This is a genomic window from Sinorhizobium kostiense, assembly GCF_017874595.1.
In the GTDB taxonomy this organism is placed as follows: Bacteria; Pseudomonadota; Alphaproteobacteria; order Rhizobiales; family Rhizobiaceae; genus Sinorhizobium; species Sinorhizobium kostiense.
Genome location: NZ_JAGILA010000003.1, coordinates 150827 through 172256 on the forward strand (window position 1 = coordinate 150827; position 21430 = coordinate 172256).

The 21430-nt window shown below is 59.3% G+C and carries 19 protein-coding genes and 2 pseudogenes; 17 read left to right on the forward strand and 4 right to left on the reverse strand.

Features of this window, described 5'->3' with window-relative positions; all coding sequences use genetic code 11:
* The first annotated feature begins 63 nt into the window (after positions 1-63).
* Entirely contained in the window at positions 64-666 is a 603-nt protein-coding gene (locus J2Z31_RS13465) for a sce7726 family protein (RefSeq protein ID WP_084617831.1), read from the forward strand.
* Here J2Z31_RS13465 and J2Z31_RS13470 read toward each other — a convergent pair.
* Together J2Z31_RS13470 and J2Z31_RS29255 are read right to left on the reverse strand one after the other, a co-directional pair.
* Complete coding sequence (locus tag J2Z31_RS13470; protein ID WP_028002600.1) at positions 605-1657, reverse strand: beta family protein; 1053 nt, start codon at positions 1655-1657, stop codon at positions 605-607. The two genes, J2Z31_RS13465 and J2Z31_RS13470, sit on opposite strands and share 62 nt — an antisense overlap.
* Before the next feature lie 336 nt (positions 1658-1993).
* Positions 1994-2212 (reverse strand): DUF1515 family protein, encoded by a 219-nt coding sequence (locus J2Z31_RS29255; RefSeq protein ID WP_328243441.1) that lies wholly within the window; start codon positions 2210-2212, stop codon positions 1994-1996.
* 271 nt (positions 2213-2483) lie between these two features.
* Here J2Z31_RS29255 and J2Z31_RS29620 point away from each other — a divergent pair, with 271 nt between their 5' ends.
* Positions 2484-2618, forward strand: a complete 135-nt coding sequence (locus J2Z31_RS29620; protein ID WP_268828480.1) for a hypothetical protein — start codon at positions 2484-2486, stop codon at positions 2616-2618.
* Positions 2619-3110: 492 nt separating this feature from the next.
* On the opposite strand, the gene J2Z31_RS29975 is transcribed toward J2Z31_RS29620, so the two are convergent.
* Positions 3111-4004, reverse strand: a complete 894-nt coding sequence (locus J2Z31_RS29975; RefSeq protein WP_209602386.1) for an aldose epimerase family protein — start codon at positions 4002-4004, stop codon at positions 3111-3113.
* A 738-nt stretch (positions 4005-4742) separates the two neighbouring features.
* On the opposite strand from J2Z31_RS29975, the gene J2Z31_RS13485 reads away from it, so the two are divergent.
* From J2Z31_RS13485 to J2Z31_RS13500, 4 genes are all read left to right on the forward strand, one after another.
* Positions 4743-5861 (forward strand): sulfotransferase family protein, encoded by a 1119-nt coding sequence (locus J2Z31_RS13485; protein ID WP_234710694.1) that lies wholly within the window; start codon positions 4743-4745, stop codon positions 5859-5861.
* Positions 5862-5987: 126 nt separating this feature from the next.
* The gene (locus J2Z31_RS13490; protein ID WP_209439321.1) at positions 5988-7427 is read left to right on the forward strand and encodes a condensation domain-containing protein; all 1440 of its coding nucleotides are present in this window, start codon (positions 5988-5990) and stop codon (positions 7425-7427) included.
* A 257-nt stretch (positions 7428-7684) separates the two neighbouring features.
* Entirely contained in the window at positions 7685-8908 is a 1224-nt protein-coding gene (locus J2Z31_RS13495; protein WP_234710695.1) for a GMC oxidoreductase, read from the forward strand.
* Positions 8909-8921: 13 nt separating this feature from the next.
* Positions 8922-10169 carry an aminotransferase class III-fold pyridoxal phosphate-dependent enzyme gene (locus J2Z31_RS13500; RefSeq protein ID WP_028002605.1) on the forward strand — a complete coding sequence of 416 codons (1248 nt, stop codon included), beginning with the start codon at positions 8922-8924 and terminating at the stop codon, positions 10167-10169.
* A gap of 1188 nt (positions 10170-11357) precedes the next feature.
* Here J2Z31_RS13500 and J2Z31_RS13510 read toward each other — a convergent pair.
* Positions 11358-11508 (reverse strand): annotated as a pseudogene (locus J2Z31_RS13510) (transposase); the annotation flags it as partial.
* A gap of 407 nt (positions 11509-11915) precedes the next feature.
* Here J2Z31_RS13510 and J2Z31_RS13515 point away from each other — a divergent pair.
* The 11 genes and pseudogenes from J2Z31_RS13515 to sctR form a co-directional block, all read left to right on the forward strand.
* Positions 11916-12062: pseudogene (locus tag J2Z31_RS13515) on the forward strand (MucR family transcriptional regulator); the annotation flags it as partial.
* 746 nt (positions 12063-12808) lie between these two features.
* Complete coding sequence (locus J2Z31_RS13520) at positions 12809-14185, forward strand: radical SAM/SPASM domain-containing protein (RefSeq protein WP_028002606.1); 1377 nt, start codon at positions 12809-12811, stop codon at positions 14183-14185.
* Between the two features lie 544 nt (positions 14186-14729).
* Positions 14730-15527 carry a GH12 family glycosyl hydrolase domain-containing protein gene (locus J2Z31_RS13525; protein WP_028002607.1) on the forward strand — a complete coding sequence of 266 codons (798 nt, stop codon included), beginning with the start codon at positions 14730-14732 and terminating at the stop codon, positions 15525-15527.
* 149 nt (positions 15528-15676) lie between these two features.
* Positions 15677-15925 (forward strand): hypothetical protein, encoded by a 249-nt coding sequence (locus J2Z31_RS13530; protein ID WP_028002608.1) that lies wholly within the window; start codon positions 15677-15679, stop codon positions 15923-15925.
* 53 nt (positions 15926-15978) lie between these two features.
* Positions 15979-16458: a hypothetical protein gene (locus J2Z31_RS13535; RefSeq protein WP_028002609.1), complete on the forward strand. Its 480-nt coding sequence runs from the start codon at positions 15979-15981 to the stop codon at positions 16456-16458.
* Between the two features lie 11 nt (positions 16459-16469).
* Entirely contained in the window at positions 16470-17267 is a 798-nt protein-coding gene (sctJ, locus tag J2Z31_RS13540; RefSeq protein WP_033058253.1) for a type III secretion system inner membrane ring lipoprotein SctJ, read from the forward strand.
* A complete protein-coding gene (locus J2Z31_RS13545; protein ID WP_028002611.1) occupies positions 17264-17908 on the forward strand; it encodes a hypothetical protein in 645 nt (214 codons plus the stop codon). Before sctJ ends, J2Z31_RS13545 begins: the two co-directional genes overlap by 4 nt.
* Positions 17895-18455, forward strand: a complete 561-nt coding sequence (sctL, locus tag J2Z31_RS13550) for a type III secretion system stator protein SctL (RefSeq protein WP_028002612.1) — start codon at positions 17895-17897, stop codon at positions 18453-18455. The genes J2Z31_RS13545 and sctL overlap by 14 nt, the downstream gene beginning before the upstream one ends.
* Positions 18448-19764, forward strand: a complete 1317-nt coding sequence (locus J2Z31_RS13555; RefSeq protein ID WP_028002613.1) for a FliI/YscN family ATPase — start codon at positions 18448-18450, stop codon at positions 19762-19764. The genes sctL and J2Z31_RS13555 overlap by 8 nt, the downstream gene beginning before the upstream one ends.
* Positions 19761-20777, forward strand: coding sequence for a type III secretion system cytoplasmic ring protein SctQ (gene sctQ / locus J2Z31_RS13560; RefSeq protein ID WP_050577623.1), 1017 nt, complete (start codon positions 19761-19763; stop codon positions 20775-20777). The genes J2Z31_RS13555 and sctQ overlap by 4 nt, the downstream gene beginning before the upstream one ends.
* Positions 20777-21430 (forward strand): type III secretion system export apparatus subunit SctR, encoded by a 654-nt coding sequence (sctR, locus tag J2Z31_RS13565; protein ID WP_028002615.1) that lies wholly within the window; start codon positions 20777-20779, stop codon positions 21428-21430. Before sctQ ends, sctR begins: the two co-directional genes overlap by 1 nt.

The window sequence follows — 21430 nt, forward strand, 5'->3', positions numbered from 1 at the left end:
ATCACCCGTGAAGATCGTTAACCGGGTTGCTGGTAAGCTTTTGAAGGAATATGCAGGGCTGACATGCGTGACAGGGATGTAAGAGAAAGCGTTTGGCGATGGTTGGAAGAAGCCCATGCGGGCGAATCCGACACGTTGATGCTCGACGAGCTGGGGCTCCTCAATGGAGCGACCCGCGTTGATATCGCTGTCATAAACGGCCAGATAGAGGGGTTCGAACTCAAGAGCGAGCGTGACACACTTGAGCGGCTGCCTCAGCAGCGGGACCTCTATAACAAGGTCCTGGATCGCATCAGTCTGGTTGTTGCGGAGAACCACCGCAAGGCAGCTGAGGAGATGATACCAGAGTGGTGGGGACTCGCTATCGCGAGCAAGTGCGGCGGGGGCGTGGTCGTGACGCGTGAGCGGCTACCAGAAATCAATCGTGGGCTTGACGCGCCGACACTGGCTTCTCTCCTGTGGCGTGATGAAGCGCTTGCCACCCTCGAGCGTTACGGCGCCGCGGCCGGTGTGAGGAGTAAGCCACGGGAAGCGCTCTATGGTCGCCTTTCCGTGGCACTCGATATCGATACACTTCGAGCTGAAGTGCGCTCAGCCCTTAAAGCTAGGGCAGGATGGCGAGTTGACCGACGATCTCGGCAATGTGGTGGTTTACCCCAATCGTAACCCACGTCTCAAGATTTCCTGCACGGTCTTCGCGACGGTGTATACGCGCTATACGCTCATCCCCATACGAAAACGCCTCACCTCGATACTCTGGCCGCCGAACGAGGGAATCGGCATGCGTCTGAAATTGCATAAAACCCGGGCCGCCGCGATTCCGCGTCCCTTCGCCTCGCAGCAACAACCAGTTGCCCTCGTAGGTATACCTAACCGATGCGCTCGGGTTCATGGTCCGGGGGTCAAGACCCTCTTCAACGGGGATCGGATGGATTGTCGTGTAATCACCGTACAAAACAGGTATCTCGGTGGCCGCACGGACGGCTTGCCAGACTTCCCACTCGATACGCTGCACGAGGTGGCTACCCACTGCATATTGCGAGAGGTTCTCCGGAAACGATCCACTTGCCAGCGTCACCGAGTCCCACTGCTCTAGATAGGGCACGGCATTAAGGGCACCCTGCGCCGTGATTGTCGATCGGCCGGGGGTGGCGATGTAGCTCAGGTCCACGACCAGATCGCAATCGCCAGGCGCAGCGCCGCATGCTTCTAACTGGCTATCGATAATTCCAGCTATCGCCGGATCAGCGAGGTCATCAGGGGTAAGGCGGATAGTCGGCGGAACGTCAAATCCTGCGACAGCCTCTATGAAGCGAGGGTCACTGGTGGCTCGGAGGACGGGGCGAGCATCTACTTCCCCGGCGAGTCCATCAAAGAAGCGGTGAATCGGCTGGCAACCACCCTCGCATTCAGCATCCGGATCTATTGCGTCGAAATCGACGGAAATTCGATGGCCCGCCCAGGCAGTACGTAGCCGTTCCGCATCCTGCGCGATCCGGGCATCGAAAGCTGCGTCCACGGTCGCGCCTGATGCCGGGTTATAACTGTGGCCAGTCAATGTAAGGAGGGGAAGAGTTTCGCGCTTCAGTTGAGGTGAGAGATTCGCGACAGCGCTCTGCTCACCACGTTTCCATCGCAATAATGGTCTGTATGTCATCGCATGCTCCGCTTGAGGACACAACTTCGTTGGTTGCATCAGCAGGAGATCAACTATCGGGGGAGTCGGCAATTCGTAGATTGCGACTTCCGCGTTCGACCCCGTTATCCACAGAAAGCCGTCTTGCCGGAAACGCTTAACCGGATTTTAGTTGACATGCCCTTTTTTCGTCAGATCCGAGCCTCTGAACTGTCGCTCAATCGGCACCGCCGACACCTGACCGAAGGCAGCGGGCGATGACGATGATGCGCGGCGTCCAGTCGCCAATTTTGCGACTTGGCGAACACCCTTACCGCGCCACGATCGTCAACACCCGTTTGATCGCATCCGCGAAGGTCACCCCAACACCGTCCCCCCGATGCCGATTACCGTCAGGGCGCCGATGCCCATCCTCTTCCAACGCTGTACATGGTCGGTCATCGGCTTCATTTCGGCAATGTCGCCCCGCATTGCCGTCGTCGAGCCTGCCAGCTCTCCGACCCGCTGCACCATCTCATCGAGTCGCCGATAAATCGACGCACGACTGACATCCGATTTGTTTTCCGACCTTAGAATGTTGCCACCGCAATGGCGGTCAGCAGGAGCGCCGGTATATGTCCTCGGCCTCTTCCCCGCTCATCGCCTTCACTTGATCGGCCGTAACCGCCTTCACGCCGCCAGCGTTGTGTGCGTCACTCCGTGTTTCGTCGGACCGCCGCGGTCAGACTTGCGATTCGAAATAGCCGCCCTCATCCCCGAACATGAGTTCGAGGGCAACTGGAAGGGTTCCCGAGCCATAGAGTTTTCCTTTTCTTAGGGAGAATTAGGTCAATATCCGAGATACGGCATGAAGCCGTTCGGAGGGCTGATGGGCTACGATTGGACCGGCAAGAGGACACGCCGGATGAAGATATTGAGGCTGGCGGCTATAGGCGTGCTGGCTTCCTCATTCGCCGCCTTCGTTTGGCAGGCGATGCCATAAGAAAAAGGCCCCTTCTCTCTCAACGAAAGAAGAGGCCCGGCGTCTGAGCGTTCGAATTCACAGACGCGGCCATCTTTGCGCGAATTGGCGCCCTGGCAAGATTCGATTGCCGGCTGAAGGGCAGTTATCCACCGCTCTGATCTCTCAATAGGCGCGCCGCCTGGACATCAGATCGATATCTTGAACCCGCCGTATGATCTCTTCCGACGGCATGCTCTCGAAAACGTGCTCTCGCATGCCTCAACCCACATCATCGCAGAGGCAAACTGGCCCGAGCGCGAGAAAACGCCCATACCGAAGGACGATAGGCTGCTGAGGAGGCCAGACCCACCGCCGCCGGCGCCCGAGGAGAGCACCTGTCCGAAGGGACCGAGGCCATTGCCAAGTTGACCGAGATCTTGCGTCGCCTTCCTGGGCTGTTCCGCCGAACTTCGCCAAGGCTTCTTCGGCACCATTGAGCCTGCCGACGAAGTTGGGGACTTATGGGCCATTTCAAGTTTCGTCTAGACAATCCTCTTTTTCAGAGAACTCAAACCGCACTCGGAATAGCTGAGATTCTGCAGGTGCAAGATTGATATTATATCCCCGGTCTTCAAATGCAGTGTGCGTCCCCTCTAAGTCGCCATGACCCGTACACGGTTCTAACGCGAGGAATTGTTGATCTGGAAGAGACCATATAATCCAGTGCCGTGCATCTGGTGCGTCCACGTGGACTGTTGCACCTTCCCCGATGAGCGACAGCCTCCGACTTCTGGCATTCAAAAAACAAAGGGCTTCGTCTTGAAAAAGACCGTCATGCAAATATAGGAGGCGCCCACGCAATGGAACTTTCCTCTGATCAGCTTTAATCAATCCTTGCGAAGATATGCATGGAACAAGCGGCGACTCCGCCTTCTCAAACTGCAATCTCCAGCCACTTTTGTCAGATGAGTTCCGCGACCATCTAAATCCTGGATGCAGGCCAATAGAATACGGCAGTATCGACATTGCGGATCTATTTTTTACGCAGATATCTATGCTCAACATACAATCAGATATCTTGAATTTAACTTCGAAAAGAAACTCGTATGGGAACATCGTACTCGTAAATTTCGTATCAGACGACCGAAGCGTTACCTCGCTCTCCGAGCTAGAAACAACCTCAAAATCGAGCATTCCGATAAAGCCGCGAACAGGCATTGGATAACATTCGCCGTTTATTTCGACGGTCGAAGAGGCGCTCCAACCGCATGAAGGAAACATCAAGGGACAACTCTGATTCCAGGATGAGGGGTTGCCTGGCCACAAAAGATCGTTAGCGCCAACCCGCCAGCTAAGAAGCTGAGCTCCCTGAAGGCTGATGACTGCTCGCGCGGCGCCACAATGAATCGTGACAGCACTTTGCATGCGATACTCCCTGGAGGTGAAAGGTTTTTCGTCAGCCCGATCTTATCTTCGATACCGATTGAGGAAGTATAACCATGCCGCGCTCAACTCATCCCGCAGCTGCGGTCCAGGACCCGAACCTTGGCCGCTTAGCCGGAAAACGATATATATCATCCTGGGGCTTTATCGGTCAGCGACCATAGCGTTCTCGGCCTCTACCTGCTAGAGCCTACCGCTTGCAGTCGACCTCGTATGCCGACGCATTGAAGTAGTTGCGAAGGTCAGCGATCCGGGAAGAAGCCAGTTGGTGCCTATGCCGCTGTTTCGCTGCACGGCGGGCATGGCGATCTCGTGGACCGTAATCGTCGAACCGCGTCGGCAGTAGATTACTTTGAGATCGGTCAGGAGTTCGCCTTGGAGCGCCAGTCCGAGCTGACCACTGGCGGCCAGCAAGGAATCAAAGCCGAAGCTTCAACAGGGACACAACGTCGAGATCCGCCGGCGGCGCGCGGTTGAGGCCATTTCCGGCGGCTGCACCGCACCCGAGACTGATCACCCACGGTATTGCCGATCAGCCCGAATTCAAACACCCGAGTGATCGCGGGATAGACGAAAGCCGAGCGTTGCAGGATGCGACGCCTGGGTCTCTCCTGAGAAACGCACTCCGAACCGATAACTCTATTAAAAGTATCTATTTTGTTAAGAGTGTTCTGGGTGTTAACATTTGGTGGTCGTTTCGAACATTGAGGAGACGTTCGCATGAACGTACCTGATGCCCAAAGACTGCTTCGCCTCTCGCAACGCGGTGCTGATCAACGGACATTTCAAGGTGCAGAAAATCACTGGGATGGCGATGGCGATAGTAATGTGAATCGTCAGGCACATTCGGAACAACTTGTTGGTTGGCCCGATCATGCCACCCAATCCACGTCCGTTTCCCCTCTTCTCACCCTGCCGTCTAACCCTATTCTACTCGGCGGCGAGAACCGGTCCGGCACGACACTGCTCAGCGTGCTGCTCGACTCTCATCCCGACCTCGTTGTCGGCCCGGAGATCGATTTCACCGAACCCGTCAACCTCGGTCCGCATATCCTGACTGTGTGCGACATGATAGACGTCCGCGACGCACGGCTCGTCGGCGCGACGAAGGACACCATCGATCCTGAGTGGTATGACGGCGCGCATTTCGTCGTGCAGTGCGAGCGTTTCGGACTCGGCCGTGACGACGTGCGGAGGCTGGTGCGCAGCCTCAAGGCCAAGCGCGGCACCGATTTATCCGCCCTGGAGGACCGTTGCCTGCTCATCGACTCCATTGGCGAATTTCGACGTGAACAGACGGGAGCCGCACGGTGGGGCCTCAAGCTTCAGCGAAAGATCCAAGATATCGGTACGTATGCGGCGATCTGGCCAAAAGCCGATTTCATCCACATCATCCGCGACGGCCGTGACGTGGCTGCCTCCCACCTAAAGACCGTCCCCGAGTGGGGCTACCGGACTGTTACGGAGGCTGCGCACGGCTGGATGGAGGTCGTTACCCGACCCCGTCAGGCTGAGCCTTATGGCCGCTATCTGGAAGTGCGGTATGAGGATCTGGTCACCTGCCCTCGCGAGACCATCGAGCGGATGGTGGACTTCCTCGACCTACCATGGGACGAGGCGCTCATGCACCATGCGGAGCAGAAACACGCGCTCTTCGACAAGCCTTGGGGCCATCCCGCAGCGGGAGCCGCTGCCAAACCGCTATTTGCCGGGCGCAATGGACGGTACCTGCAGGATCTCACGGCCGCAGAGATCGAGGAGTTCGAACGGATCGCGGGGAAGGAACTGGCGCACCTGGGCTACTGCCGATCGGTGCCGGGCCCCGGGAACGCTCAGTGACACAGGAGGCGCACGAAATGCCCCGACGCCACCTGCCCCACAACTCTAACCTCCTCTCGCTGACCAAACGGCTCCCTCATCATGATCACTGTTTTCGTTCCTCGCGGTTAAGGCGCGCGCCGTATTATGAAATTCACTGACCTGCCAGCACTCAGTCTGTTTCCGGGGCGTCTCACCGTGTGGCGATGCGCCCCGCGTATGCGCGAAACGACCTGGGTAGCCGATCCACGGAGAGCTTCCCACGTCCAGGAAGCACACATCACGCACGCACTCGAGATGGCAGCCGGGGGTTCCCTGCTGCCATCCTGGCTGGGCTCCGTATTCGGTCTGCCCGCCCAGCTGAATGCGCATGCGTTCACCACGGCCTTGCGCCAGTGGACGGACCGCCACGAAATCTTGCGCAGCCATCTCACTTTCTCACCTGGCACCAAATCGGGCGGCCATCTGCAGCGGAGGACGCTGCCGCCCGGAGCCGTGAGTATTCACCCCAGTGCGGCGGGGGATTTCACCGACGGCCGGCAGCTGGCTCGATATCTCGAGGAATTGTTTAACGGCGAAATCAGTCCCCTCGGCTGGCCCGCATATATGTGCGTCACCATCGACCGCCCAGAGGCCACAACCGTCTGTCTGGCCGCCGATCACGTGCTGATGGACGGTTACTCCATTCTCGCAACCGCACATGAGATCCAGACCCTGTACGCTGCAGCACTCGCGGCACGCGGCGGCAAGCCTGCGCCACCTCTCCTTCCCCCCACTGCCAGTTACGTCGATTTCGCCGAAGCCGAACGGACCGAAGCCGATGCGCTGACCGTCGACCATGAGTCCATCGTCAGCTGGCGGCATTTCCTTGCCGAAGCGGACGGCCGGCTGCCGGAGTTTCCTGTGCCGGTTGGTGACGTGAGCGGCAACGCGGCTGCTCAGCCAAGTCGATACGTCCAGCTTCTCGACGCATCCGCTGCGCAAGCGTTCGCGCAACACTGCCGTGAGCCCGGAGGCAATATCTTATCCGGACTGCTCGCCTGTCTCGCGAAGGTCGGCTACGAAATCTCCGGTTCGGGAGAATTTCGAACGATGGTCCCCTTCCACAAACGGACCGGCCCGTGGCGTTCTTCCATTGGCTGGTACGTGGGTATGGGCCCGGTGGCCTTCCCGTTCAGCAAAACCGATTCCTTTCCTGAGGCCGTATGTCGGGCGGTCTCCAGTGTGGATCAGGCGAAGGAGCTGGCTCGGGTACCCATCCCCCGAGTGGCCGAACTCCTCGGGCAACCGCTCCGAGACCCCTTCATGGTCTCGTACATGGACCTTCGTCGTACCCCCGGCGCCCGCAGCTGGAAAGCTTGGCAAGTCATCACCCTCCGCAGCCGGAGCACCGATCCTGACGAGGTATGCCTCTGGGTCGTGCGGACTTATGACGGCCTCGTCGTCAACTACCGCCACCCCGCCACGGGTCTGGCAGCCGTCGCGGTCCCCGACTACGTCGCCCGCGCAAGGCACGTCCTGGCCTGCGTCGCGAATACGGGTTGCTGGCCCGCCATCGTAGAACCCGCCGGAGAATATTGCGCATGACGGACATTAGACATATTGCAGCGGCCTCTCGTGACTACACAGCTTTCGATGCAGTTATAGTGGGCTCCGGGCCATCTGGATCGATTGTCGCGCGAACGCTTGCGGAGAGGGGCTGCCAGGTGGCCGTCCTCGAATATGGAGGCTTGGTTTCCCCCGGCGCCTTCCACGGGCCTCATCAATTGGCCTACAGCCGGGCACTCACCTCCAGTGGTTCCGCAGACGGTAACCCTTGGACAGCATGCTGCGTCGGCGGCGGAATGCAGTTCTATGATGGAATCACGTTCAGATACAGACAAGCAGATCTGTCGGCTTCTCAATATCTTACGACTGACATGGAGGTTGATTGGCCTATTACCATCCAGGATCTCGAGCCCCACTACTCTGAGATCGAGCATTTGCTGGAGATCAGTGGCACTAGTGGGTTCCCATCCTATCCAGCCAGCCTGCGTGGAGTGAAGTTATCCAATGCGATGCAGGAACTCGGCATAAAGCCAAAAAATATCCCACTGGCAATTCGGCCGCCAGGAACGAGCAACGGATGCAACCAGTGTTCATCTTGCGATGAGCTGATGTGTCCAACGGATGCGAAAGCATCCGTGCTTACAAGAAACGTTTTGGATGACTCCGCCCTATCGGGAAAGATTTCAGTACTATACGGCTGTTTCGTCAACAGGATCGATACTCGCAGCGACGGTCGGGCTGACGCACTGGAATGCTATCTGCCGCTCTCATCGGAACTGATCCGGATTCCAGTCGAGAGGGTCATCGTTTGCGCAAGCGCGATTCAATCAGCGGCATTGATGCTTCGCTCGAAGAGCGGGCATGCACCGAAGGGGATAGGAAATGGATCTGATCTTGTTGGGCGGGGCCTCTCATTCAAGATCAGCGGCTACTCCACAGGCTACATGGAGTCCGATGATTGCGGCTCCGGTGTATTGGTTCCGCACTGGGGGCCGCATGCGACCGTATATACGGACGAGTTCTACGAGCATAGCGACGTGCCATGTGGATTTGGCGGCCTCATTTATGAGGCGAACTTCCTCTCGCCAAATGAGAACGCCGGTCGCGTGAGGCTGCACTACATAGCTGGGGAAGAGCCATGGTCGCACAATCGCGTTGTACTTACCGAGGCCGTTGATCGGCACGGCATCCCCTACATCCGTTTCCATTATACAAACTCGGACAATGACCATGCGCGATTAGGCTTTCTCGCCGACCGCGCGGAAGACATACTGCGCCGTCTTGGCACATCCCGCATCGAGCGCGAACCATTATCCCATGCAAAAGGCAGTTCCCATCTGCATGGCACCATGCCTGCCGGACGTGACCCCAGGAAGTCGGTCGTCGACAACTGCGGCAGGATTCATGGGTCCACCAACATCTATGTCATGGACGGCTCGGTTATGAATTTTCCGGGCAACAGCAATCCGACACACACAATCATGGCCAACGCGCGGCGAATGGCCCTGTTACTCGAGTAGAAGGATAATTTAGATGCTCGATGCCGGCGCTATCGGACATTTGGCTGAATGGGAGCGTGAAACCCGGTCCTCCATAATATTCCGTTCCGCCAACGGTGCGACGGCGGAGGATATCAACGGCAAGATCTATCTGGATATGACATCCTGCAGCGGGGCTTCGCCCCTGGGCAGCAATAACACGTTGTTCAAGAGCAGGCTTGCACAGGCCATGAAGCACGAGCCTGACATTCTGCCATCGCCGGTGAGTGAACAACGCCGGATACTTGCCGCGAAAATCATGGAAATGCTCCCAAGCAATCCTAGAGTATTCTTCTTGAGGACGGGATCTTGCGCGACCGAGGCGGCGGTTCGGATCGCCCGGCACCGAACCGGCCGGCCGGTTATCCTGACGGCTGGCTTTCACGGGTGGCACGATATCTTTCAACAAAGTCCCTGGTCGGACAACCCGCCAGCCAACGATCGACACGTCCAGGACTTCCAATATGACCTTGATATTCTGGAGCAGCAGCTTTCCGAGAACGAGGGGGAGGTGGCAGGCATTTTCTTTACGCCCGAGCCCACGGCCTTCTCTCCGGAACTTCTTCAGGAAATCTCCAGAATGGCAAGACTGCACGGCGTGTTGCTGATGGTTGACGAGGTGCTGTGCGGACTTCGTTACGCCAAGGGCGGCTACTGCCGAAAGCACGGTGTGGAAGCCGATCTCATCACATTGGCCAAAGGGATAGCACAAGGCGTCGGACTTTCCGTTGTTGCCGGCACCGCCGATGCCATGGCGGGAGCCGACAGGGCTTATCTCGGAAATACCTACCTACGCGAGAACCGGGCCTTCGTGGCCGGCAACCTGACGCAGGATATTTTTGAGGAAGCAGAAATCGTCGCTCGCCTCGCCGAGATTGGCTCGGCGCTCAAGACACAGTTCCAAACCTCCTTCGAGCGCAGCGGAATACCTGCGCGAATTCTCGGAAGCGATACTATGTTTGATATCGTTCTGCCCTCGCAAAGGCACGGAAGAGCGTTCGCTCAGAGGTGTCTACAGCACGGTATCTATACGGGATACCCAGGAAAATACATGAGCAATGCGTCCATGGACGACATTTTTTTCAGCGCTTTGCTGCCGGCACTGGAGCGAGCACTGGCTGACTACCGCAAGGACGAGGACATGGCTGCGCAGATCACTGACGCATCCATCGTCGAATACTTCGCGCAGGCGTTCCGCGCCACCGAGAAAGCATGCCTCTCCAACAAGCATCATTGGGCGTGATACAGGCAGAAAACCCGGCGTTTGGCGTACCGTTGCTGAGTGGTGGATGGACAGCGGCCCGGAATTCATCGTTCGTCTCGATCTCGGACTTCTCGCCGCGGCGCCCCCGGCCGCGATCACTGCTTGTAGATCGCTCCACCGGACGTCGATTTCAGGCAGGAGGACTCCGTCGCGGACGGCGGCGCCGAAAGCGCCTGCAGCAGCGCCTGCCAACGCTGCCGGTGCGAGGGCACGTCCTCGCGCGTCCAGCCAAGACCTGGGTCGTCACGGGGCTCATGCGGTAGGACATGCGTGGATGGGCACTCCGCGAGGTTCGTCGTGAAGGTCGCCAACCAGAGGAGAGGAAATCTGACGTTAGACTTCAGCCAGCTGTTGCCCTGGTGGACGAAGATCCGGGAACTTTGGAGTGCGAGAAACTAACGAAACCTATGAGTTCGCGGAACAATATCGAGCGCCTCACAAGTCGTGTTGCCCTCCGCATCCGTCACTAAACCTTGCCCCCCACTCAACCATCAGCTACCCAGACCGGGAGCACGGCATCTGCTCCGCTCCGAAACCCTATTGCCGCACGGCAGAACCGACAGTTGATGTCGATCAACGCGCGAATTGCACCCGGTGGATTTCAACGCGCATTACGCAAAGCGAGGACGCTCAGGCCGATGCATAAAATGCCCACGATTGCCTACACGCTTTGCCAATGACTCGCGGCGTACCCGTCTCGCGTCGAGTAGGACTGCAAGGAATTCACAATGCGACAGACACATGATGTCCCTGGCAGTGTGGGCCACGCCATGAGTCACCTATCCGCCAGGTTGGCGGTGTTGCTCACTTCGAACTATCCGGCTGAAGCCGTCGTCAAGACCATGATGATAGAGGCGTCCCCGCTTTTTCCGGGCCTGACGGAACAAGACCTGGTCACGTTGATCGATTGCCTCGTCGAACGATCTCTCGAGCAACATTTCCCGGGGCACACCGCAGGAGCCGCCTGCCGCTACGGCAGAAATCGTACTGTATCCACTGCACCGCTGGGGCACGCCCGCATTCGATCGCGATCACTGAACCCGATATGAAGCGCCAATCACGATGCCTTTCGCCCGGTCGAGGCATTCGCCCGCATCAGCGCCATCAACATCGGCCCGAGCGAAAACTCTCCGCGCTCAGCCTTTCGCGTCAGATCACGCAAATCAGCCACGTCCATGCCGCCGAATTTGGCCTTCCACTTGTAGATGCTGGCATCGCTGACGCCGTGCTTGCGGCAAGGCTTCGAGACCGGCGTGCCCGCCTTGTGCTCCTTCAGAATGCCTATGATCTGTTCGTCCGTGAAACGGTTGCGCTTCATTCCCTGGTCCTCTCAATGGGCCAGAGCTTACTTCAAAATGGTTTATTTCAGCGGGGCAAGGTCACCTTCACCGGGCGTAAGGGGAGAAGCTCACCACTCCCCGGCCTCGCTGAATATTGCCTAAATTCCTGGGTTGCTCGGGATTGCGGCCGGAATCGCCGCCTTGTCGTGAGGGGCCTTCTTCGCTCCGTTGTCTATCGCGAGAATGCTTACGACGAGAGAGATGAGCACGAGTATCAGTGCCAGAAATGCGATGCCTGCCTTATCCATCCCCCATCATGGTTGGGTGAATGGGAGCAAAGTGAGGCACCATCGGCTAAGAGCATCAACAATGGCTGCCATGAGGCGAATAGCGTCATCCGGTTTTCGCATGGAGCGCGAATTGCCCTGATCGGGCCATTGGCGGAATCGCACTTGGAGATAAGGAACGGCGACTTGAGCTCACCAGTCGAATCGTGTCCGCCTATTTGAGCCGCAATGTCATTCCCGTCGGCGAGCTTCCACATCTTATCCAGCAAACCTACGCCTCGCTGGGTGGGGGCTCCCGACCAGCGTGACCTTTGTTTCGTAGTGGACCTTCTCCAGGCCATGATCTGCCGGCACGGCTCGCCGGGCCCGCTCACCTACGTGCACGAGATCTCGATAAGACAAAGCTGTCGCCTATCCGACAAATTCTACCCCGGTCGAACCATCCGAACTTGAGACATACAAGGATGCCCGTGTACCCGCTTGAAAAAAAAACCAGGAAAATCCGGACATTCACGGCGTGGAGCCGCACTTGCGCCGACACGGCATGACGCTTGCTTCTCGTGACTTGCAAGCCTTTTGGCACATTTCAACGAAGGAGATTGACTAATGGCCGACCACCAAACCTTGGGATACTTGCATACACCAGATACCCTAAAGATCTTGGCTGCGCAGCTTCGTGCAGAGGCTCTTCGAACAGAGACACGGGCGCTACCCGTGCAAGGGGCAGCCGAAATCGCCGTCCGCCGGCCGGACTGGCCGGGCTGCTGGAATACCAAGTCTATCTCCGTCAACTGCACTGAACATTGATGGTCCATCGACGTCATTGGCTGACGGAACTCAAATCCGGATCGGCACTTTGTCAGCGCCGGCCTCTTTTGGGGTGCAGAGCGGGGCAAGGTGGAGGGTTTGAGGAGTGCCGCTCGCGCTCGCGAGCGGCTTTTGGAGTGGCCCGGGCCCCTCCTCAGAGCGATGGAGCTGGCTGCGCTCGTGGCCAGCTGCCCTTCTTGTAATCGAGTAGACGTACCTTGATCGGAAATCTGGATAAGCGACCATGGACGATACCAAGTTGTTCCCCCAGCTCAAGGAAACGGTTTGCCTAAAGCCGATGGCGGGGTACGCCTTGGCTCATGGTCACCACCCTTCCCAGATCCAAATGCTTGACCCTTCTCACGCGTTCTTTCTGTCGCTGTGCGACAAAGGTCTCCTCCCACCCCAAATCGCCTTTATCTATGGCCAAACCTTCGGCCTTAAGGATGTTGATGCTCACTCACAAATTGATCAGTTGTTGAGCAAGTATCGGCATTTTCTTAATTTCGACACGACGCCAGTCCCAAGAGAGCGATTTAGTCCGCAAGAATTCCTCTACCGGGCTGATCCTTCCGCGCTTGACCTCGCAACTTTTGGCAAATGGCCCGTTCCTGCGGGGATCAGCATCACTCTTACGTTCAGTTGCAACTTCAGGTGCTCCTATTGCTATCAAGATAATCGCCAGAGGAGCGACCGGCGCTGGAGCTTGAGCAAGTGCCTTGAATTGCTGGATGAGGCGGCGGACTGGGGCGTGGTGTTTGCAGGATTCACTGGTGGCGAACCGACCATCTTTAATGGCTGGCTTGAGTTGCTAGAGCGCACCCTCACACGGGGTATGATCCCGGTCTTCACTAGCAACGGAACGGTAATCGGGACTGATCCTGACATTGCCCTTCGGTTGAAAGATGCAGGCATGGAAGAAGTGACGATCAGTTTGGACGTCTGCTCGCCTGAACTGCATGATCAGGTGACCAGGACCAGCGGACATTTTCCCAAGGTAGTCGATGCGATTCGTTTTTTACGCGCGGCCGGAATCCGAGTGCTTATCAAGAGCGTGCTGACGCCGATGACTCAGCATGCGGTGCAGGAAACGATAGACTTCCTGGTTGATTTGGGAGTTGGAGGTATCGGCATTTCCTATATGGAGAGCGGAGCCATCAACTCCGCCGCCAATTGTGCTCCCAACGTTACTCCTGAAGAACTGTCACGTGTCCGAGATCGGATCGAACAAAAGCGTGAACAGTACTCACACCTCTGTAATATTGAACCGCCCGAGGATGCCAACAAATTGTGGACAGAGACGGACTGGTATCCCTGTGGCGGCATGATCTCCGGAATGTCGATATTTCCGAGCGGCGACGTATCCGTGTGTGACAAGATGCACGGGGTTAAGGCTTTTACTTTGGGCAATGTGTTCGATGCTGGCCTTAAAGAAATTTGGAACAGCGATGCGTTCGCACGACTTTGTGAGCGAGCGACAGATCCAGAGGTCGTCGATTCCGACTGCGCCATCTGCAGCAAGCTGCACCTTTGCCGGACGTCCTGTTTTGTCGATTCTTTCAACGTGACGGGCAGCTACTTCGGCAAAGATCCGTCTTGCGGCGGTCCGTTCTTGAACTAGCTAACTAGCGCAGGTCAGGGATTCGTCAGTTGCAGGGGAAGATGCTGGAGCGCGCACAATTGTGCAAGACTGACGCTCGGCACGCTAGTTCTGACGGGTAGGTCTCGTCGGCGCAGCTCAAGGAGCTCCGCTCTGAAGCGTCGAAGTCGTTCAGGCGGCGGCGGCACCGTATTCCAAATCGGCGCTTCCTCGTTGCATGGGAGACGGATTATGACAGGAGCCGACCGGAGCGAATGCGCCCAGCAGACCAGGCACCCACTGGTCCCGTGCTGAATCGGATATCGGCGCTGGAAAAGATGGCTCGACGTTCAGTTCGGTCATGCAGGGTCGGCGCTCTGAAAATCGAGACTGAGGAACCTCCTCTCAAAGGTCGCCTTCCGCCAGCGATTGCTCGACGCCGCACGTCACACGATCCCCCGTTATCCGTCAGTTGAATAGTGACATGCAAAAACTCGATTTCCCTAGTGTGGAGAAAAGAGGGTATCACCGTCAGTGTCGTCGCGCAGGCCCGAGATCTTTGTTCTCGCAACAGAAGGAGAGCCTTATGTATTCCAATCGGATAGATGGTACCGGATCGTTGGCCTTCCCGCCGGGGTATGTCGACACACAGGATGATAAACCGTTCAGGCAAGCTGTGAATGGAGCTAACTCACCGACTGCGGCGCTTCTATCGACAAACGCTCCGATTTGGAGCTCGAGCGCTCAATACGGAGACTTTTCACACGGTGGCTATTCTTGGAACAACGACATATATGGGGGTAAGGCCGCTGGGCCTCAGACGATTTCGGTTCATGCAGACAACCAGTGGAGCGTGTGGTCGAACCAGCCTAATACTGATGGCATCAAGAGCTACCCCCACCAGGCTTTCAATGTCGGGAAACCACTCAGTTCAATCAACACTCTGACATCGAGCTTCAATCAGGATGTTCCTGCTGGCGGCGCGTGGAACACCGCCTACGACATCTGGGACAGCTCACATCAGAATGAGATAATGCTCTGGACAAACTACACCGGAAATCCAGACGGCAGCGGCAATGTTAAGCCCATCTCATATCATTATGACGCTTCCGGGGCGGCGATTCCGATCCACCGCAATGTCAATGTAGGCGGAGCGACTTGGAACGTGTTCGAAGGCTATAATGGTCACAAGGTCATCTCACTGGTGCTCACTTCCAAGACCGATAACGGGACGGTGGACATCAAGAGTATCCTGGATTGGCTCAAGTCGAATGGCCACCTTGGCGACATAAACGTCGGCAGCGTTCAGTACGGCGTCGAGATTACCGCGTCCCCAGGCGGGAAGAACTTCAACTTCAAAAACTGCTCCGTTAGCTCGACGTGACACACGGCCGCATAGCCAGTTCCTCTTATTTCGGGAACGTCGTCTAAGTCGAGTTCACTGGGCCCGACCCGGGAAAGCAAGCGCACACGACACTCTCTGTATAACGGGACGTGTTGGTCAAGAGGCCAATCAGGCGAGAGGGAGAAGAAATGGCGATTGATGCCGTGGGTAGCCATCCAAGTGTATTCTCACATGTCGTCGACGGAGGCAGTGCCGCGAGAGGAGCGGGCGAGCGAGGGACAAACCCCGCAAAGAAGGTCGATCCTAACAGCGACGAGCAGGTGTTGTCGGCGGCGATAGAGGCCTACCTGCCCAGCATGGTGTCCAACACACTGATGCTGAACAATTCGCTATTCAACTTTACCAAGGAAGCCATCGACGAAGGCGACGAGGGCTGAAGGTTCCTCAACGGCCGACGCATTCGGCCCAGTAGCGACTGGAGGATTTCTCGATGAGCCAAGAAGGTTTCTCCGAGCGCGGGTTTTTGGCGGCCGTCCAGACCTTATCGACGGGGGCAACGCTTCGAACAGCCGACGTGGTTGCGCAGCGGATCAGCGGCGAACATACTTCTCTCGCGCCTGTTTCAGATGTCCAGAAGCTGACCTTTACCGGTTTGAGGAAGATATCGCCGCAGGCGGACCCGGAGAACCTGCCCATCTCCCTGCCTCCCGCGAGCGAGAAAGCGCCAGCCCTTCTTGATCGACTTGTCTCTTTGTTCAAGCTGGAGAGCGATCATGGCCCCCAACCATCAGCGGTGCGCTTCGCCAAGGCTTCCGAACAGGTTGAGCAGGCGGCGACGGGGGTTCATACCCTGACCCAGTCGATAGATCGACTTCAGGCATCGCAGCAATTCGCCACAGGTATGACGCTCCTGTCGTCGCTCACCCAATCCGTCATGTCGTCTTCCAAGCGACTGACTCAAGGGCAGTAAGGCGCCCCATCATGGCTGTCTTCCCGCATAGTCACGCGACGCCTTGGTCGCGCGCCGGCAAACTCTCAGCCGCCATCCTTCTTTGCGTTCTACTTTCCTCCTGCAGCGAAGACGTGCTGACGGCGCTGGACCAGCGTGACGCCCGCGACGCGCAGGTTGTGCTGGAGCGGGCCGGAATCCACGCGGAGGTCCTGGCGGGTGAGGATTCGACCTTTTCCATTTCCGTAGACAGCCGCGATCGCACCAGGGCGATCGAACTTCTCGCCGAGGCAGGTCTGCCGCGCCAACCGCGCAGCACCGTCGCCGATCTCTTTCCGGGTGACGGCTTTCTGGTGACCCCCTTCGAGCAGAAGGCACGCATGGCCTACGCGGTCGAACAACAGCTTGCCGATACCTTGTCGGCGCTCGATGGCGTCGCAGCGGCTCGCGTGCACGTCGTTCTGCCGGAAGACAACGGCCGCGGCCTCATCAAGGAGAAGGCGCGCGCTTCGGCGCTGCTGCAGTATCGACCGGGCGCAGACCTGGCGGACATCGAGCTGAAAAGCCGCTCCATAATGCTGAACAGCATTCGGGGACTGGCCTATGAGGACGTCTCCGTCATCACCAGCCCATGGTCGGAAGTCGGTCTGACGGCGTCGACAGCGGGTCCGGCGGTAACGTCCGCAACCACCGAGCCTGCTGCCACCGACGAGTTCGTCAGCCTCGGACCACTGCTTGGCTATCGCAGCCTCTCGATCGTAGCGGCCGTCATTCTCGCGGCCGCAGCGAGCCTGCTTCTGATCGCCCCGCGTCGGAAGGAAAGCCGATGAGGTCGGCGATCCGGCAGGACGGAGCAAAGGCGCTCGAGGATGCGCACATTCGCCGGTCGGTTCTCGTTGCCGCAAAGGCGGAGGACATGGCCATGGCCCGCGGAGCGGACTGGCTTGATGCGACGCTCTGCCGGCGAATGGCGGCTCTGCCCCGCATGCAGACGCGGCTCTTCGAGTGGATTGCGCAGGCGGTCGGCGATCCCGCCTCCTGCAGCGACAGCCTGCGACGATTTCTCCTCCTGCCTTCGGATGCGAGGAAGGAGGCGGCATTGCGCGCAGGCCTGACCTACCATTTGAACGCATTTGGAACGGCGTTTGCCCGCGAGATCGTCGCAGCGCTTTCTGGCGTCTTCGGCAGTGAGGCAGTTCGTTTCGCGTTTGCCCATGCCGTGCTTTCCCCCGCCTCAGCGGCTCCGCTCGACCCGTCCCAGGACGAAAGCCGCCGGCTCGTCCTTGCCGATGGCGGTCGAATCCTCGCTCTATGGTTCAAGAGCGAGGGCCTGGCCGGTGCCTGGCAGCCCGACTGGGGGGATCTCGATGCCGGGTCCGTGACGCTCATTCGGCCGGCCGCCTGCGCCATCGGCGCTGCCGCGGCCGCCGCGACGATAGCAGAAAGGGACGGCGCCGATGACAGAGCTTAGGCGCCGCAGCCGCGTCATCCCGGCTCGGGAGTTCGGTTTGGTAAGCGAAGCTGCGGCCTTGGCCGCGGCCGCACGGGAGGCCGCGGCCATTGAAACCGCAAAGGCCTCGGAGGTACGCGAGGCGGCACGGGAGGACGGCTACCGCGCAGGCTATGCCGAAGGGCTGCGCAGGGCGACGGAGGGATTTGCCGCCGCAGCCGCCAAGGCGGAAAAGGCGCTCTTCAATATCGAAAGCCTAGTCACACCGATTGTGCTCAGGTCTGTCGCCAGAATAGTTGGTAGTCTCGATGCAGACGAGCGGGTTCGTCGCCTTGTCACCCAGGCGATCGCCGAAACGGCCGAGACCCAGCGCGTGACGTTGCGCGTTGCCGCCGGCGAGGCGGCGGTGGTCCGCAAGGCGATCGAAGGGCTCGATCAGCGCATCGATGTGGTCGCTGACCAGTTCCTTTCGGCCGGCGAAATCGTGATGGAGACTCCTGCGAGCCGGGCGCATATCGGCGTTCGGGAACAGATCGCCGCGCTCATGGAGGCGGCCGAGCGTGGTTGAAGCGCTGCTGCGGCTCGAAAGAGACATGGCTCGGGCGGAGACGCGTCGGCCTAGCGGCCGTGTCATCGGCGTTTCGGGGCTACTGGTGCGCGCGCATCTTCCGGCAGTGCGGATCGGCGAGCTTTGCGAACTGCGCGAACCGGGTCAGGGACGGCTGGGGTTCGCCGATGTCGTCGGCGTCGACGGCGAAACCGCTCTTCTTTCGCTGCATGGGGATACCCGCGGCATATCAGTGCGCACGGAAGTCGTTCCGTCCGGCCGTGAGCCTTCGGTTACGACGGGCGATTTCCTGATCGGCGCCATCATCGATGCCCACGGAAACATCCTTCGCAAGGCGGAGGGCCAGACGGGCCAGACGGCGCGCTTTTCGCAGCCGCTTCACGCGGCGCCGGCCGACATGCTGTCGCGGCGCCCGATCGACCGTCGTTTCCCGGTCGGCATTCCCGCGATCGATGGCCTGCTGACCTGCGGGGAAGGTCAGCGGATCGGCATCTTCGGCTCCCCCGGGGTCGGAAAATCGACTTTGATCGGCGACATCATCAAAAACAGCGAGGCTGATCTCGTCGTCTGTGCGCTCGTCGGCGAGCGCGGACGCGAGGTCGGGGAATTCGTCAACCGCGTCATGCCGGCGGGCAAGCCGTCGAACACGGTGCTCGTCGTCGCCACATCCGACCGGCCCGCGCTCGAGCGTTACAAGGCCGTGCTGACGGCAACCACCGTCGCCGAGCATTTCCGCGACCGGGGCAAGCGTGTGCTTCTCATCGTCGACAGCGTCACGCGCATGGCACGGGCGCTGCGCGAGGTGGGTCTTGCCGCCGGCGAGCCGCCGGTGCGCCGCGGCTTTCCCCCTTCCGTCTTTGCCGCGCTGCCCCAGGTTTTCGAACGGGCCGGCAACAGCGCAAGCGGAACGATGACGGCGTTCTACACGGTGCTGGTCGAGGGGGCGGAACAGGACGACCCGATCGCCGAGGAGACCCGCGCGCTTCTCGACGGACATATCGTGCTGTCCGATCGTATCGCCCAGAGCGGGCATTTCCCCGCCATCGACGTGCTCGCCAGCAGGAGCCGCACGATGAATGCCGTCGTCGATGAGAGCCACAACAAGGCGGCAAACCATCTGCGGTCATTGCTCGCTCTCTACAAGGAGGTTGAGCTCCTCATCCGCGTCGGCGAATATCGGCAGGGGCAGGATGCGGCCGCCGACGAGGCGGTGCGCAAGCGCGACAGGATCAACAGCTTTCTGTATGGCGCTAAAGGCTGTCGCACCTTCGATGAAACGGTCGCAGCGCTTCGCGAGCTCGCCCGATGACCGTCGCGACAATCCGTACAATCGAAGCCGTAACCAACATGCGCGCAGATGCCCCCCGCATCGGTGCCCGAAAGCCGTGGCGAATCCCGCTGGGAGACGGCACCGTGGCGGTTCGCCCTTTAGCGCCGGAGATCGCCATCGGCAGGATCGGCGACCCGGTGGCCGTCCGCCTCGAGATCGCCGGCCGCGCCGCCGAACTGTGGGTGCCCGAGGGGACGTTGAGACTGTTCGTGGAACGGTTCGAGCCGCTGACCCGGTGGGACCTGCTGCCGCCAGCAACGAAGGCCAACCTGCTCGAGTGCCTGGTTGCCGATGCGCTCGGCGCCATCGAGAATGAGGCCGGCGGACAGATCGCGCTCACCGAACTCGACGAGCCGACCGTCGATCGCGCGGCGCTGAATTTCGCCTTCGATGTGAGCTGGGACGGCCTCGCCTGCACGATTTGCGGCAAATTCGATCCGGAGACGCTTGCCGGACTTGTCCGCTGGGCGGCCCGGTTGCCCCGGCGCAGCCTGAGCGGGCTCACGACGAGCGTTGCGTTCAGGCGCGGCTTTGCCCTTCTTACGGCCGGCGAGATTCAAAATCTCGCGCCGGGCGACGCGATCGTCATCGATCCGGCAATGCCAGAAACCGCCGTCGCGGTCACGGGGGAGCGCTATCTCGCCCGCTGCACCCGCACGCAACGCGGCTTCACGCTCGACGAGCCTTTGCTGACCCGCCCCAGGAACCCGATGAGGCATCTCATGACGAACGAAGACGTGGACCAGGATCTGCAAGGGCCGCCGCAGCCTTCGGCTATCTCCGATATCCCGATCAAGCTCGTTTTCGAAGCCGGGCGCGTCGAATTGCCGCTCGGCGAGCTCGAAGCGCTCGGCGAAGGGCATGTCTTCACGCTCGACCGCACATTACCGGAAGCGGTCGATATCGTCGCGCAAGGCCGCATCATCGGTCGCGGCGAGATCGTCGCGCTGGACGGCTTCGCAGCGGTCCGCATCACGGCGCTTCACGACTGATGGAAAGCAGTTTTCCCCTTGCCCAAAGTCTCGCCGCCATGGCGGCGATCTCGGCGCTCCCCGTCATCGCGGTCGTGGCGACCTCCTTCACCAAGATTTCCGTCGTGCTGCTGATCGTCCGCAATGCCATCGGCATCCAGCAGACGCCGCCGAACCTCCTGGTTTTCGCCGTCGCCATCGTGCTTTCCGCATTCGTCATGAACCCGGTGCTCCAGGAATCGTGGCGGATCCTCGCGACGAGCGGCCAGGATTTCGGCACGATCGGCGGAATGGCGGCGGGCATTGCCGAGCTCTCGGCGCCGCTGAAGGCTTTCATGCTGAAATTCTCCGACGAGGAGGTTCGCGGTTTCTTCGTCCAATCGTCGCAGCAGGTCTGGTCTGGCGCACAGGGAACACCCGCCGACCCGGACGACATCACAATTCTCACGCCGAGTTTCCTGGTCTCCGAATTGACCCGGGCCTTCCAGATCGGCTTCCTGATCTATCTGCCCTTTCTGATGATCGACTTCGCGGTTTCCGCGATCCTCGTTGCGCTCGGGATGCAAATGATGTCGCCGACTGTCGTGTCGACTCCGCTCAAGCTGCTGCTCTTCGTCGCCGTCGATGGCTGGCGGCGGCTTCTCGAAGGACTTGTGCTTTCCTATGCGGGATGA

Bases quoted from the DNA above. Each gene is read 5' to 3' on its own strand.
- J2Z31_RS13465 (WP_084617831.1), top strand. From the start codon at position 64: ATGCGTGACAGGGATGTAAGAGAAAGCGTTTGGCGATGGTTGGAAGAA.
- J2Z31_RS13470 (WP_028002600.1), bottom strand. From the start codon at position 1,657: ATGACATACAGACCATTATTGCGATGGAAACGTGGTGAGCAGAGCGCT.
- J2Z31_RS29620 (WP_268828480.1), top strand. From the start codon at position 2,484: ATGAAGCCGTTCGGAGGGCTGATGGGCTACGATTGGACCGGCAAGAGG.
- J2Z31_RS29975 (WP_209602386.1), bottom strand. From the start codon at position 4,004: ATGCAAAGTGCTGTCACGATTCATTGTGGCGCCGCGCGAGCAGTCATC.
- J2Z31_RS13485 (WP_234710694.1), top strand. From the start codon at position 4,743: ATGAACGTACCTGATGCCCAAAGACTGCTTCGCCTCTCGCAACGCGGT.
- J2Z31_RS13490 (WP_209439321.1), top strand. From the start codon at position 5,988: ATGAAATTCACTGACCTGCCAGCACTCAGTCTGTTTCCGGGGCGTCTC.
- J2Z31_RS13495 (WP_234710695.1), top strand. From the start codon at position 7,685: ATGCAGTTCTATGATGGAATCACGTTCAGATACAGACAAGCAGATCTG.
- J2Z31_RS13500 (WP_028002605.1), top strand. From the start codon at position 8,922: ATGCTCGATGCCGGCGCTATCGGACATTTGGCTGAATGGGAGCGTGAA.
- J2Z31_RS13520 (WP_028002606.1), top strand. From the start codon at position 12,809: ATGGACGATACCAAGTTGTTCCCCCAGCTCAAGGAAACGGTTTGCCTA.
- J2Z31_RS13525 (WP_028002607.1), top strand. From the start codon at position 14,730: ATGTATTCCAATCGGATAGATGGTACCGGATCGTTGGCCTTCCCGCCG.
- J2Z31_RS13530 (WP_028002608.1), top strand. From the start codon at position 15,677: ATGGCGATTGATGCCGTGGGTAGCCATCCAAGTGTATTCTCACATGTC.
- J2Z31_RS13535 (WP_028002609.1), top strand. From the start codon at position 15,979: ATGAGCCAAGAAGGTTTCTCCGAGCGCGGGTTTTTGGCGGCCGTCCAG.
- sctJ (WP_033058253.1), top strand. From the start codon at position 16,470: ATGGCTGTCTTCCCGCATAGTCACGCGACGCCTTGGTCGCGCGCCGGC.
- J2Z31_RS13545 (WP_028002611.1), top strand. From the start codon at position 17,264: ATGAGGTCGGCGATCCGGCAGGACGGAGCAAAGGCGCTCGAGGATGCG.
- sctL (WP_028002612.1), top strand. From the start codon at position 17,895: ATGACAGAGCTTAGGCGCCGCAGCCGCGTCATCCCGGCTCGGGAGTTC.
- sctQ (WP_050577623.1), top strand. From the start codon at position 19,761: ATGACCGTCGCGACAATCCGTACAATCGAAGCCGTAACCAACATGCGC.
- sctR (WP_028002615.1), top strand. From the start codon at position 20,777: ATGGAAAGCAGTTTTCCCCTTGCCCAAAGTCTCGCCGCCATGGCGGCG.